Annotated in this window: 11 protein-coding genes; all 11 read left to right on the forward strand. The window is 64.7% G+C overall.

Annotated elements, in window-relative coordinates; translation table 11 throughout:
• The first annotated feature begins 315 nt into the window (after nt 1-315).
• The 11 genes from APH28_RS27210 (at nt 316) to APH28_RS27260 (ending at nt 14536) form a co-directional block, all read left to right on the forward strand.
• Nucleotides 316-1623 carry a nucleotide sugar dehydrogenase gene (locus APH28_RS27210; protein WP_060513500.1) on the forward strand — a complete coding sequence of 436 codons (1308 nt, stop codon included), beginning with the start codon at nt 316-318 and terminating at the stop codon, nt 1621-1623.
• Between the two features lie 90 nt (nt 1624-1713).
• Nucleotides 1714-3243, forward strand: a complete 1530-nt coding sequence (locus tag APH28_RS27215) for a glycosyltransferase (protein WP_177334306.1) — start codon at nt 1714-1716, stop codon at nt 3241-3243.
• A gap of 16 nt (nt 3244-3259) precedes the next feature.
• A complete protein-coding gene (locus tag APH28_RS27220; protein ID WP_060513501.1) occupies nt 3260-4423 on the forward strand; it encodes a PilZ domain-containing protein in 1164 nt (387 codons plus the stop codon).
• Between the two features lie 21 nt (nt 4424-4444).
• Nucleotides 4445-5896 carry a tetratricopeptide repeat protein gene (locus APH28_RS27225; protein WP_060513502.1) on the forward strand — a complete coding sequence of 484 codons (1452 nt, stop codon included), beginning with the start codon at nt 4445-4447 and terminating at the stop codon, nt 5894-5896.
• A complete protein-coding gene (locus APH28_RS27230; RefSeq protein ID WP_060513503.1) occupies nt 5893-7347 on the forward strand; it encodes an alginate export family protein in 1455 nt (484 codons plus the stop codon). Before APH28_RS27225 ends, APH28_RS27230 begins: the two co-directional genes overlap by 4 nt.
• Before the next feature lie 14 nt (nt 7348-7361).
• Nucleotides 7362-8789 (forward strand): MBOAT family protein, encoded by a 1428-nt coding sequence (locus tag APH28_RS27235; protein ID WP_060513504.1) that lies wholly within the window; start codon nt 7362-7364, stop codon nt 8787-8789.
• Between the two features lie 9 nt (nt 8790-8798).
• Nucleotides 8799-9893, forward strand: coding sequence for an alginate O-acetyltransferase (locus APH28_RS27240; protein ID WP_060513505.1), 1095 nt, complete (start codon nt 8799-8801; stop codon nt 9891-9893).
• A gap of 18 nt (nt 9894-9911) precedes the next feature.
• On the forward strand, nt 9912-10541 hold the full coding sequence (locus APH28_RS27245; protein WP_060513506.1) for an alginate O-acetyltransferase AlgF: 630 nt from the start codon (nt 9912-9914) through the stop codon (nt 10539-10541).
• 27 nt (nt 10542-10568) lie between these two features.
• The gene (locus tag APH28_RS27250) at nt 10569-11972 is read left to right on the forward strand and encodes an alginate biosynthesis protein AlgX (protein ID WP_060513507.1); all 1404 of its coding nucleotides are present in this window, start codon (nt 10569-10571) and stop codon (nt 11970-11972) included.
• Nucleotides 11963-13078 carry a polysaccharide lyase gene (locus APH28_RS27255; protein ID WP_060513508.1) on the forward strand — a complete coding sequence of 372 codons (1116 nt, stop codon included), beginning with the start codon at nt 11963-11965 and terminating at the stop codon, nt 13076-13078. Before APH28_RS27250 ends, APH28_RS27255 begins: the two co-directional genes overlap by 10 nt.
• A 3-nt stretch (nt 13079-13081) precedes the next feature.
• The gene (locus APH28_RS27260; RefSeq protein WP_082432405.1) at nt 13082-14536 is read left to right on the forward strand and encodes a right-handed parallel beta-helix repeat-containing protein; all 1455 of its coding nucleotides are present in this window, start codon (nt 13082-13084) and stop codon (nt 14534-14536) included.
• Nucleotides 14537-14564 lie beyond the last annotated feature (28 nt).

Consider the following 14564-nt stretch of genomic DNA (forward strand, 5'->3'; position numbering starts at 1 on the left):
CGCCACCCATTTGGCGTCACTTTACTGCCACAGACAGAGTTAACCGTTTTTTGACGCCCAACTAACAGCAACTTTAACTTGTTGATTTTTAAAGGTTTTTAAACTTTAACAGAGAAGGCGTAAGTTATTTTCAAACAAGCAGATATGAACGCTTGCAATGAAAATAAAAACGACCTTAGGCTGTAATAAGACCACTAAGAAACAGCCTGAAACGCCACTTCCGAGCGCGGCTTACTTCTGCGCGTCTGCCAGTTAAGACAACTTCATGAACGATGTATCTCGGCCGGCTTTGCCGTGCCCCAGGGAGAGGGACCTATGAACATCAGTATCTTTGGACTTGGTTATGTTGGCGCAGTCTGCGCGGGTTGCCTGTCGGCCCGCGGCCATCACGTGCTGGGGGTGGACATCTCCCCGGCGAAAATCGAGCTGATCAACCAGGGCAAGTCGCCGATTGTCGAGCCAGGGCTGGAACAGCTGCTGCAGGACGGCATCAGCAAAGGCCGCCTGCGCGGCACTACCGACGTGCAGGCGGCAATCCTCGCCACCGACCTGTCGCTGCTGTGCGTTGGCACCCCGAGCAAGAAGAACGGCGACCTGGACCTGGTGTACATGGAAGCGGTATGCCAGCAAATCGGCACCGCCCTGCGCGACAAGGCCAGCCGCCACACCGTGGTGGTGCGCAGCACCGTGCTGCCAGGCACGGTGAAGAACGTGGTAGTGCCGATCCTCGAGCAGTATTCGGGCAAACAGGCCGGCGTCGACTTCGGCGTGGCGGTCAACCCGGAGTTCCTGCGCGAAAGCACGGCGATCCAGGACTACGACTTCCCGGCGATGACGGTAATCGGTGAACTGGACAGCCAGTCGGGCGACCTGCTCGAGTCGCTGTATACCGAACTCGACGCGCCGGTGATCCGCAAGACCATCGAAGTCGCCGAGATGATCAAGTACACCTGTAACGTCTGGCACGCGACCAAGGTCACCTTCGCCAACGAGATCGGCAACATCGCCAAGGCTGCCGGCGTCGATGGCCGCGAGGTGATGGATGTGGTCTGCCAGGATCACAAGCTCAACCTGTCGCGCTACTACCTGCGCCCGGGCTTCGCCTTCGGCGGCTCGTGCCTGCCCAAGGACGTGCGCGCCCTTACCTACCGCGCCGCCAGCCTGGATGTGAAAGCGCCGCTGCTTGATTCGCTGATGGCCAGTAACGTGTCGCAAGTGCAGAACGCCTTCGACCTCGTCGAGCGCCAGGACAAACGCAAAGTCGCCTTGCTGGGCCTGGCCTTCAAGGCCGGCACCGACGACCTGCGCGAAAGCCCACTGGTGGAACTGGCCGAGCGCCTGATCGGCAAGGGTTACCAGCTGCGCATCTTCGACGAGAACGTCGAGTACGCCCGCGTGCACGGGGCGAACAAGGAATACATCGAGTCGAAGATCCCACATGTTTCGTCGCTGCTGCACAGCGACCTGCAGCAAGTGATCGATGACGCCGAGGTGATCATCCTGGGCAACAACGACCCGCGCTTCGCCAGCGCCCTGCAAGCCGACCACGGCAAGCAGGTGATCGACCTGGTCGGCTTCATGCCCGGCCTGAGCGACAGCCGTACCCAAGGCATCTGCTGGTAACACACCCGGCACCCACCGCGCGCCACCTGCCTCAGGCCCGCACCTGGGCGGGGCGGCGCGCGGGCACCGCAAAACAGGAGTCAAGGCGACATGGATCGACAGCAACCACCCTTCGTGGCACCCGGCTACCTGCGTGCAGCCGCCAGCTTCTTCGGCTGGGCGTGCCTGGCCGGGCTGATCGCGCTGGCCTCGGAGATGGTCGCGCCGCAGTACCTGGACCCGAACCACCACCTGTTCATCTTCATCATCGGCACGCTGGGCATGTGGCGTTATGGCAACGCCATCGTTCACTACCTGCGCGGCATGTACTTCCTGCACTGGAAGTTCCCGCGCATGCGCCGGCAGGTCGATCGCCTGGGCGATGCTGCTCTGCCCTCGCACATGTTCATGGTGGTTACCAGCTTCCGCATCCCCACCACCACCACGTTCAAGGTCTACCAGTCGGTGTTCCAGGAAGTGCAGCGGCTGAACGTGCCGTGCACGGTGATCGCCTCGATCGTCGAGAAAGGCGACGAGACCTTCATCAAGGAGATCATGCGCAACGAGGTCAAGGACCGCGACGACATCAAGCTGGTGATCGTCCGCGCCCGTGGCACCGGCAAGCGTGACGGCCTGGCCCATGCCTTCCGCGCACTGTCGCGGCAGATGCCGCTGAATGACGCAGTGGTCGGCGTGGTCGATGGCGACACCATGATGCTGCCCGGCTGTGTCGAGCGTGCGGTCAAGCTGTTTGCCGTACTGCCGGACGTGGGCGGCCTGACCACCAACGAATTCTGCGAAGTCGAAGGCAGCCGCTGGATGCGCCAGTGGCACTCGATGCGCTTCGTCCAGCGCCACATCAACATGTGTTCGATGGCCCTGTCGCACCGGGTGCTGACCCTGACCGGGCGGCTGTCGTTCTTCCGCGCCGAAGTGATGACCGACCCCGATTTCATCCGCGACGTCGAAGCCGATTTTCTCGAACACTGGCGCCTGGGCCGCTTCCAGTTCCTCACCGGCGACGACAAGTCGAGCTGGCTGAGCCTGATGCGCGCCGGCTGGAACACCTTCTACGTGCCCGACAGCCACACCCTGACCGTCGAGCACCCACCCAGCGACAGCTTCCTGGTCGCCACCCGCCAGCTGATGTTCCGCTGGTATGGCAACTCGCTGCGGCAGAACTTCCGCGCTACCGCCCTGCTCGGCCGCGCCCGCCTGGGGCTGTTCACCCTGTACGTGCTGCTGGACCAGCGCGTGTCGATGTGGACCTGCCTGATGGGCCTCACCGCCTCGGTGGTGGCCGGCCTGGTGTTCGGTATCCAGTACCTGCTGGTGTACCTGTTCTGGGTGCTGATCTCGCGCAGCCTGGTGACCGTGCTGTTCGTCTTCGCCGGCCACCCGGTCAGCCCGATGTACCCCTTCGTTCTTTATTACAACCAGATCGTCGGTTCGCTGATGAAGGTCTACGCGATGTTCCACATGGACCAGCAAAGCTGGACGCGACAGAAGACCACCCTGGCCACTGGCAGCGTCGACTTCGACGCCAGCCTCAACCGCTGGTCCTCGAAGGCGATGCTGTGCTCGTCGATCGCGATCTTCTTCGGGGTCATCACCGTTCTTTTAGAACTCTCGCAACGTTAAGGAAAGGCGCCTGCACATGAGTACCACGAACATTCCCGCGGCCCCGGGCAAGACAGCGGCCAACATCGTCCACGAGGCGGTCGACGAGCGCCAGTACGTGCGCACCCGGATGAACGCGCGGGTGCGCCTGGCCAGTGGCGGCCAGGCCCCGTTCGAAGTGGCCCTGCAGGATATTTCCCTGGGCGGCCTGGGCCTTACCTACGACGCGCCGCTGAAAGTCGGCACGCTGTACGACGCCTCGATCCGCCTGCGCCTGAACCAGGTCGACCTGAACATCGACAGCAAGATCCGCATCGTCTCGCAACGTGGCAGCGAAGTGGGCGCGCAGTTCGTCGAACTCGATGCACAGAAGCGCGACATCCTGCGCTACCTGATCAGCGCCTACATGTCCGGCGAGATCGCCGACATCAATGGCCTGTTCAATGTCATGCAGCGCGAGAACTACATCAAGGAGCGCAAGCACAAGCACGCCAGCGCACGCACCCCGGGCGCCCGCCTCAAGGCCCTGACCGGCACCTTGCTGTACACCGCCGCCGGCGTCGCCGCGCTGGCCTTCGTCGGCTACAAGGGCTACCTGCTGTTCTTCCGCATCCCGGCGCTGCAAGCCCAGGTGGCAACCAACGCCCAGGTCATCAGCATGCCCGACAACGGCTACGTGAAGTACCTGCTGCCCGCCGGCACCACCGACGTGCAGGCCGGCCAGCCGCTGGCCAGCATCTCCACCCAACTGGCCACCAGTTTCACCAGCCCTGCGGACATGAAGGCGGTCGCCGACCTGTCGCCGGGTGACCTGCAGACCCTGCTCGGCCGCGCCACCATCGAGACGGTGATCAACAGCCCGTGCGACTGCACGGTCTACTACCCGACCCAGCGCCTGGACGGCTACGGCTATAAAGAAGCCCCGTTGATGCACCTGTTGCCCAAGGACCAGGGCCTGTTCGTGCGTGCCAACGTGCCGTTCGACAAGCTCGCCGATGTCGACCGAGTGAAGTCGGTGGACATGCAGGTGTACGGCCTCGACCAGCACTACAGCGGCAAGGTGGTCGATGCGCGCGTGGATGAACTCAATCGCAACCTGGCACTGACCATCCAGCCCGACAGCCCGCTGCCGGCCGATGCCTACCAGAAAGCGGTGGCGGTCGACCTGTACCTGGGCCTGCCGTTTGGCGCTGCGCGCTAAGCGGCCGAGGATGAAGACGCCATGACCGCGAATATGCCCCCCCGCCTGCTGCTGGCTGGCCTGGTGCTGGCCTGCGCCAGCACGGCCAGTGCCGGGCAGAGCCTGGAACAGATCCGCTACGCGCTGTACAAGGACCCGTCGGCCGAGGTCACCGCCGACCTGCGCGAGCTGGCTGCCCGTGGCGACCTGGCCAGCACCTTGCTGCTCGGTGATGTGCTGGCCGGGCGTGAAGACGCCAGCCGCGCGGAAGTGGTGGCGCTGTACCAGAAAGCCTTCGCCGATGGCCATGGCATGGTCCCGGCACTGGCTTCGCTGGCCCGCCTGATCGACCGTACGCCGAGCCTGCGCGAGGCGCAGCGGCCGTGGATGGCGCAAGCCCTGACGCGCTACCCGGCCAACCTCGACCCGCGCAACACCAGCACCACGCTGGAAGTGTTCCTGACCTACCCGGAGCTGGTCGACACTGCCCAGGCGGCCCAGCTGCTGGCGCTGTATGAGCAGGCCTGCCTGCTCAACTGCCGCCCTGAGCTGTACCACGCCGTGCTCACCGAGCGTCAGGGCGACCGCGCCAGCGCCGAGCGCTGGTATCGCCAGGCGGTACGCGTGGACGTGCGCGCCCTCGACCGCTATTACGCCTTCCTTGGCGAGCAGCAGGACCGCCTGTTCCCGCCCTTCGCCGACCAGCTGGAACCCGAGCGCGAGCAGTTGCCGGTGGAAATCATCCACCGCGTCGCCGCGCTGCTCGACAGCATCACCAGCGTGCAGCGCGCCGAACAGGAGGCCGATCGCTACGAGAACCAGGCCAGCGCACCCGGCATCGAGAAGCTGCCGCCGACGCCCGAGCAACTGGCCCGCGAAAAAGCCCAGGACGATGCGCTGAACCTGGCCACCGCCCGTGTCCAGCGTTGGCGCGATGTGGCCGTGGCTCGCGGCTTCGTGCCGGCCATGGTGTCCAAGGCCAACTACATGATCTCCAACCCGACCGAGCACAACGCCGAGGAAACCCAGGCGCTGATTGACCAGGTGCGCGAGCGCGAGCCGACCCGGGCCAAGGCCCTGCAGGCGCAGTTCTACATGGTCAACAACTGGCTGACGATGGACCCGGACAAGGCCCGCGCGCTGATCGATGAGCTGCGCGCCAGCGGCTACCCCGGTGCCGGCCTGCTGCTGGCCGAGTACTACAGCAAAGGCGTCGAGGACCAGCCCGACCAGGAAAAGGCCCTGGCGCTGTTCCAGGCCGAAGCCGACAAGGGCAACACCGCCGCCTGGTACCGCATGGCCACCCTGCACGCCTACGGCCGTGCCCTGTGCCACGACCCGGTCAAGGCCTACACCTACGCCCGCGTCGCCCTCGACCTGGGCGAACGCGGCGCACGCAGCCTGATCAAGCGCCTGGAAAAGACCCTGCCAAAGGATGACATCGAGCGCGCCCTGGCCGCTCGCAACGGGCTGTTCAAGGAGGCCACCCTGTGAAAGCGCACCACCCCCTGTTCGGCGCCCTGCTGGCCCTGGCGCCATTGCCAGTGGCCTTCGCTGCCGAAGAAATTACCGGCCCCGAGGCCGACAGTAACGAGCCAGTGCGCGTCGCCGCACTGGATGGCAGCGAGCCGGTGATTACCTCGGAAGTGTTCAACAAGCTCACCGTGCAGACCGGCTACGGCCCCGAAGACTCCCAGGTCGGCAGCGACCGCGAGATGTTCTACAGCCTGCGCTACGAACCGTCGTTCGCCTGGTACTCGCCAGAAAAACGCTGGGCCAAATGGATGGTCTACGGCCGCCTATGGTTGAACTACGACTCCAGCCAGTCGAGCAACCTGACCAACGAAGCCACCAACAGCACCGCGCGCGAGCAGCCCGAAGGCTGGTACGCCGAATTGCGCGAACTGTACGTCAAGCGCAACCTGATCGGCGACGACCCGCGCTTCTCGGCCTCGTTCGGCCGCCAGCGCTTCTATGACGACTACGGCATCTGGTGGGACGACAGCCTCGAGTCGCTGCGCTTCAACTACCAGGACACCTTCAGCGAGGCGTTCTTCGCCGTCGGCCAGAAGTTCCACAACTACAACACCGACGTCAACCGCCTGGCCGACAGCGAAGAGCGCACCACTTACCTGATGGGCCAGTACGCCTACCGCTGGAGCCAGAACAACCAGGTCGGTGTGCGCCTGATGCACGAGAACGACCACAGTGGCCACGACGCCGACGACCGCTACGACTTCAAGGGCGTGCGCTACGGGCTGTTCTTCAAGGGCGACAACCTCGCCTACCCGGTGCTCAGCGACTACCACCTGGAACTCGCGGCGCTGGACGGCAAGATGGACAACACCGACGGCAACGGCGTCACCAGCACTGGCCACAGCAGCAAGGGCTGGGCGGTGCTGGGCGAAGTCGGCAAGCGCTTCGACGACCTGGCGTGGACCCCACGCGTGGCGTTGCGCGGTGGCCTGACCGACAAGCCAAGCGACGAGAACGATGGCTTCCGCCTGAACGCCATCCAGTCCGACCGCATCACCCGCACCGGCTCCTACAGCACGCGCCTGACCAGTTCGTTCGTCGCCCTCGACCTGCGCAACCTGAGCTACTACGGCTTCGCCGTGGAAACCCGCCCCACCCCGCGCAGTGCGCTGGACCTGCGGGTGACTCAGCTCGACCTGCGCGATGCCGACGGCACCCTGCCAATCCGCATGAACGGCGACCAGCGCACCGAGCGCAACCGCGCCATCAGCCAAGGCACCCACGGCAACGGGCGCAACGTCGGGCAGATGATCGACCTCAACTACTACTGGAAGATGTTTCCGGTGGCTATCGATGGCAAGCACCTGGACGTCAACGCGCTGGTCAGCGCCAGTTACCTCAATGCCGGCAGTGCATTGGAAACCGGCGATGACTACCAGCTGAGCGTCGGCGTGGTGATCAGTTACTAAGGAAGGGCCGTGCCATGATCTTCGCCTCCAACGTGTTCCTGTTCCTCTACCTGCCGCTGTTCCTGGCCGTGTACTTCCTGGCCAAGGCGCAGTGGCGCTCCACGGTGATCGTGGCCGCCAGCTACATCTTCTATGCCTGGTGGCGGCCGGACTTCCTGCTGCTGTTCGTCGGCATCACCTACTGGAACTACTGGTTCGGCCTGCGCATCAAGGCACGTCTGGATGCAGGCAACAAGCGCATGGCCCTGCGCATGTTGTGGATCGGTGTGGCCGGCAATCTGTCGACCCTGGGCTACTTCAAGTACGCCAACTTCGGCGCCGAGGTGCTGGCCATGCTGCTGGCGCCGCTGGGCATCAACACCTGGACGCTGGAGAACATCTTCCTGCCGCTGGGCATTTCGTTCTACGTGTTCCATGCCCTGAGCTACATCGTCGACATCTACCGCAAGGACGCCACGCCCACGCGCAACTTCATCGACTTCGCCGCCTTCGTCGCGCTGTTCCCGCACCTGGTGGCCGGGCCGATCCTGCGCTACAGCCAGCTGGCGCCGCAGCTGCGCGAACGCACCCACTCGCTGGAGCTGTTCTCGCTGGGCGTGTGCCGCTTCATGCTCGGCTTCATCATGAAGGTGTTGATCGCCGACCGCTTGGCGCCGATCAACATGCTGTTCGTCAGCGAAGGCACGTTGCAGTTCAGCGATGCCTGGTTCGGCCTGGTGATCTCGACCCTGCAGCTGTACTTCGACTTCGCCGGTTACAGCCACATGGCCCTGGGCCTGGCGCTGATGATGGGCTTCCGCTTCCCGGAGAACTTCAACCAGCCCTATGTGGCGCAGAGCATCACCGAGTTCTGGGCACGCTGGCACATGACCCTGGCGCATTTTCTGCGCGACTACGTGTACATGCCGCTGGTGCGCAAGCGCGTGGCCGGCGCCCTGCCCGCGCTGATCTGGACCATGCTGCTGTCGGGCCTGTGGCACGGCGCGAGTTTCGCCTTCATCTGCTGGGGGCTGTTCTTCGGCGTGGGCATGGTCATCGAGCGCAAGTTCAACCTGGCGACCAAGGTCACCACGCCCTACCACCCGGGCCGCAACCTGCGCACCGGGGTGCTGATCCTGCTGAGCATGCCGCTGTTCTTCACCATGGACCTGCGCCACAGCATCGACATCTACAAGGCGCTGTTCGGCTTCAACGGCTTCGGCTCGCTGGAGCTGTATGTGCTCGGCGCCTCGAAGATGGCCATGGCCTTTGCCTTGGTGGCGCTGGCCTGGCTGGTGCTGGCCGGGATCAACAACGTGCGCTTCTACGCCGGCAACAAGGAAGGCTACTTCATGCGCCATGTCGGCGCGCTTAACAGCGTGCTGCTGTGGGGCGGCTTCCTGCTGGCGCTGAGCAGCCTGGCGGCCAACTCGTTCTCACCCTTCCTGTATTTCCAGTTCTAGGAGCGCGCCATGTACCCGGTGATGAATTCGGCCAGCAAGGCCAATGGCATTGTGTTCGTGGTGGTGCTGGCGGCGATGTTCGTCTATTCGCTGCCACCGGTGTTCAGCTTTGCCCGCACCTCCACCGACACCTGGAACCTGTTCGTCGATGGCAAGCTGCTGCGCAAGTTCGAGCAGGCCTACGACAAGCGCTTCTTCCTGCGTGACCCGTCGGTGGAGCTGTGGGCCGACGCCCAGTTCCACCTGTTCGGTGAAGGCACCAAGGGTGTGGTGCTGGGCAAGGATGGCTGGCTTTACACCAACCAGGAATACCGCGTGCCCAACGACCTCGAAGCCAACGTGGCGAGCCAGCTGGAGCAGATCGCCAAGGTCCACGCGCAACTGGCCGAGCATGGCAAACAACTGGTGATCCTGCCGTTGCCGATGAAGCTGGATGTGTATGCGGCCCATGCCCAGCACGCTTTCGACCCACGAGTGACCAGCCTCTACGACCACTTCGTCGGCGAGCTGCAAAGCCGCCAGTTGGACGTGGTGCCGCTGCGCGCCGCCTTCCTCGCCAACCTCAATGGCCCGCAGCTGTTCCTCAAGTCCGACACCCACTGGAGCCCGGAAGGTGCACGGCTTTCGGCCTACGAACTGGCACGCCAGCGCCCGCAACTATTGGGTGACCAGGTGTACGTGTCGCGCAAGGCCGGCGAGAAGAGCGTCAAGGGTGACCTGATGAACTACATCCAGTTCGACCATGCGCGCCTGGCGCCGCAGTTCGGCCCCAACCCCATCGCCCTGTACGAAACCCTCAAGGCTTCGCAAGGCACTGACGACCTGTTTGCCGAGGAAGACCAGAGCCTGCTGCTGGTCGGCACCAGCTACAGCAAGATCGACGACTGGAACTTCGTCGGCTTCCTCAAGGAAGCACTCAACCGCGACCTGCTGAGCATCGCCGTGGAGGCCCGTGGCCCGTTCGAGGCGATGAACCAGTTCCTCGCCAGCGACCAGTTGGCGAACACACAGATCGACACCGTGGTCTGGGAATTCCCCCTGCGCACCCTGCTCGCCCACCGCCCCGGTTCGCTCAGCCGCAGCGCTGCGCCCCAGCATTTCTGAAGAATCAAGGAGAGCCTGATGAAACTTGCCCCACTGTTCACCGCCATCGCCCTGGTCGTAGCCAGCCACACCGCCCTGGCCGCCGAAGGCAACGCCGACCTTTACGACGCCGTGGCCCCAGCCGACTCGGCGTTCGTGCGGGTGCTGAACCTGTCCGACAGCAACATCGACGTCACCCTCAGCGGCAAGGTCAACCCGCAGCGCGTCGCCGCCGGCCAGCTCAGCGGCTACCGCTTCACCCCCGCCGGCCCGCACAAGATCGCCGTCGGCGGCAAATCGATCGAGCCACAGCTCAAGGCCAATGCCGCCAGCACCGTGGTCTACGACGGCAAGCAGCTCAAGCTGATCAGCGACAAGTACGTCAACGAGCCGAAGAAGGCGCAGATCGCCTTCTACAACCTGACCACCAGTCAGGCCGCGCTGAAGACTTCCGATGGCAAGCACGAAGTGGTCAAAACATTGGGCAACGGCGAGACCGGCACGCGCATGGTCAACGAGATCAAGATCGACTTCGCCGCCTACCAGCAGGACACCAAGGTCGCCAGCTTCGATGAGCAGTTCCTCAAGAAGGGCCGCTCGTACAGCTACGTGCTGCTGCCGGGCAACCGCAGCATGACCCTGGCCAACAGCATCGACCCGACCGAGTGATGATTGCCCTGCAAGGATGAATGGCACATGAAGACCCTTGTACCTTTTGGCCTGAGCGCTGCCCTGGCCTTGCTCAGCCTGCCAGGCCAGGCTGCACAGGCTGACCCGGCGACCAAACCTGGCTGCGAGAACCTGCAGTGCATGGTCTGCCCGGCCATGAGCGACCCGCAACGCTATGCCGAAGGGCGCATGAAGCTGATGCGCGAGATCGTGCCTGGCAAGGACCGCTGGCTGTTCCGCTCGGCCGTCGACCTGACCAACGAGTTCGGCATCCCCGCGCCGATGCGCCCTGAGTTCGCCCGCCTGATGCAGGCGTTCGAACGCCAGGGCATCCATGTGGCCATGGCGATCCAGCCGACCCGCGGGCTGATGCACCGCGACAAGCTGTTCGCCGACCAGTTGCACGGCTTTGACTATGCCCGCGCCAGCAACAGCCTCGCCACCTACCTGGGCCAGCTGCGCCAGGGCGGCGCGGTGGTGGCGCCGATGATGCAGCTGGTGCAGCAGCCGCCTAAGGGCGAGTACTTCTTCCGTCGCGACCACCACTGGACACCCACTGGTGCCGAGGCCACGGCCAGGCTGATGGCCGAAGAAATCCGCCGCCAGCCGTTCTATGCCGGGCTGACCAAGAAGCAATACCGCACCGAGCCGGGGGTGATGGTGCCCAAGGACGGCACCCTGAACCTGGCGATGAGTTCGCTGTGTGGCAACAACTACGGTTTCCAGTATGTGCGCGGCTACCAGACCATCCCGGTGGCCAGCGGTGGCGACGCCTTGTTCGACGAAGCGCCAGACCCAGAGGTGATCCTGGTCGGCGACAGTAACGCCGCGGCCCGTGAGGACGAGAGCAAGCAGTTCAACTTCGACGGTTACCTGAAGCAGTACCTCAACGTCGATGTGCTCAACTATGCCCTGCCCGGTGTGGGTGAGGACGGCTCGCTGCTGGAGTACCTGCTGTCCAGCGACTACAAGCCCAAGGCGCCGCCCAAGCTGATCGTCTGGGAACTGCCCGCCAACTACCGCCTTGATTCGCCGTTGATGTATCGCCAGCTGGTGCCGGCCGTTCAGGGTGGCTGTGCGGCCAGCCAGGAAGTGCTCGGGGCGAAACTGCAGCGCCCGGCGTTAAAAGTGGGTGAGCGCATCGAGTTGCTGAGCAATGCCGGCAGTGGCCGCCAGGCGCTGTCGAAGGGGTTTCTCGACATTCGCCTGAGCGACAAGAACGTCAAGGACTTCTACATCATCGTCTATTACGACAACGGGGCGCGGGACAAGGTGTGGTTCCGCCGTGAGGCGGCGGTGACCGGTGGCCAGTATTACCTGGAGCTGAGCAAGGCGCCGGAGTTTGCCGGGGCCAACCTGCTGTCGGTGTTCATGGAGCCGACCAAGCCAGGGACCGCCGCGACCGATGTGGAGACTCGGCTATGCCTGTGATGCCGCTGATTGGGGCTGCTCTGTTGCTGATCAGCCCACTGGCGCAAGCGGCCCAGTCCATCTGGCCCGCCCACAGCACCCCACAGTCGGCCATGATCGCCGACTACCGCACCCTGGCCTGCACCAAGGAACCCCCCGCGCCCTACACCGGTAGCCTGCGCCTGGAAAGCAAGTACGACCAGCGCGACGCCAGCAAGTCGACCCTGCGCAGCAGCCCCGACGCCGACAGCGAACGCATCGGCAAGCAGGTCAAGCAATTCGTCGGCGGCCTGATCTACGCCAGCAAACGCTTCCAGGGCGCCAAGAAACCCCAGGACGCCAACATGGCCTTGGCCTGCCAGGACCAGTGGTTGCAACACTGGGCCGAAGCCGGTGCCCTGCTCAACCCCGATGCCAGCGGTACCGGCATGGCCGCTCGCAAATGGGCGCTGGCCGCGATGGCCGGTGCCGTGTTGCTGACCCAGTCGGCCAGTGACGGCAAGCTGCAGTTGAGCGAGGCGCAGCGCAGCTGGTTCACCCGCCTCGGCGAATTGGTCATCCACGAGTACGACCCACGCCGCAGCGCCAGCGGTGTGTACTTCAACAACCACGACTACTGGGCAGCCTGGGCCGTGGCCGCCACCGGCATGCTGGTCGGCCGCGACGACTTCATCCAGTGGGCCGACGGCAACCTGCGCCGTGGCCTGGCCCAGGCCGTGCGCGCCAGCAACGGCACCTACGCCTACCTGCCGCTGGAAGTGGCTCGCAGCAAGCTGGCAGCCAACTACAGCCAGTACGCCCTGGTGCCGCTGGTGCTGCTGGCCGAATCGGCGCGCGCCAACGGCCTGCCGTGGAGCCACGGCGACCAGCAAACCCTCGACCTGCTGGCCAACTTCGCTGCCCGCACGGTGCTCGCACCGGGCGACCTGCCCGAACTCAAGGGCCAGTCCCAGGCGGATGTGGCACCGTACAAGATGGCTTGGCTGATTCCGTTCCTGCAGCGCAACCCCGGCCATGCGCTGGCGCGTCAGCTCTACGACAACGAAGACGGCGAGGTGGACAACTACAGCCAGCTCGGCGGCCCGATCAAAGCCTTCTACCCCTCACTGCCCGGATCAAGGAGCTGACCCATGGCTGCCCTCGCCCGCTTTTCCCTCACTTGCCTGGCGGCCCTGTGCCTGGCCGGCACTGCCCAGGCCGCCAGCCAGTCGCTGCCGCTCAACCAGACCGTGGACACCCTGCCCCGCGAGCAACGCCAGCTCAAGGCCGACCAGGTGCGCCAGCAGGTGCGCCAGGCCGTGGCCTTCCAGCAGGCCGAACGGCAACGCCCGGCCGGGCGCGCCAGTGTCAGCCTGCAGCCGATGTTCTCGGCCCAGGCTGGCAGCTGGCCGTTCGAGCCGTTCGTCAACAACGGTCTGTTCCGCGCCATCGCCGGCTACCAGGCACACCACCCACAAGTGGTGATGCTACGCGGCGGCAGCATCACCCTGGCGCAGTTGCACGACGCGCTGAACGACCCGCGCGTGCTCAAGCGCTACAAGGATGGCTACCTGCTCAGCTACCCGCTGTTGATCGGCAGCGATGCCGGTCTGGTGCTCGAAGGCACCAGTCTGTACCTGTCGAGTTTTTCCGGCACGGCGCTGATCAACCAGGGCTGGCTCGGGCTGAACCAGTCCAGCCTGGAGAGCATGGCCGGCGACAAGCCCGGTAGCACCGACCGAGCCTGGCGGCCCTTCGTGGTGGCCTGGGCCGGCAGCCATACCCAGGTGCTCGGCTCGACGCTCAAGCGCCTGGGCTACAACGCCAACCTTTCCCGTGGCCTGACCACCGCCTTGAGCACCCAGCAGGCGGCCAGTACCCGCCCGGCCACGGTGATCATCCGCGACAGCCAGTTCAGCGAGATGTCCAGCGCGGTGGAACTGCAGCACAGCCAGGCGACCATCACCGGCAGCCAGTTCGAGCAGTCGCAGCAGTACGCCATCGATGTGCAGAACAGCCAGGTCAAGCTGCAAGGCAACCAACTGCGCGGCATCGACAACAACAGCGGCGTGCGCCTGCGCGGCCAGACCCGCGCCCTGGTCGAAGGCAACCTGATTCTTGGCGCGACCAAAGCCGCCATCGAAGTCAGCGAGCAACAGGGCGCGGTGCTGCTGGCCGGCAACCGCATCGGTGACAGCCGTGGCAATGGCATCCAGCTGCGCAATTTGGCGCCCACCGTTGCGGCGCCGCTGGTGATCGACGACAACCTGCTGGCCAGCAGCCAAGGCAGCGCGGTTGATGCCAGCGAGGTGGGCGCCGTGGCGTTGCTCGACAACCGCATCGGCAACACCGCGGAATATGCCATCAGCCTGCGCAACGCCACGCCGCTGGCCGGGCCGCTGGTGCTCAGCGGCAACCGCCTGGGCCGGGTCGGCAAGGCGCTGGTGCGGGTCGAGGGTGTGAAGGATGTGGTGCTGGGGGGCAACAGCTTCGATGGCAAGCCGTTGTTGCAGAACCTGTTGATTGGCGATTTGTTGCCGTTGCAGGGGCAGTTGCTCGAGGCCACGGTTCGCCAGGGTGAGACTGTGCGGGTGAGGCAGCAGTGAATCTGCCGGCCTCTTCGCGGGGCAAGCC

It is taken from the genome of Pseudomonas sp. NBRC 111124 (assembly GCF_001320245.1).
Taxonomy (GTDB): domain Bacteria; phylum Pseudomonadota; class Gammaproteobacteria; order Pseudomonadales; family Pseudomonadaceae; genus Aquipseudomonas.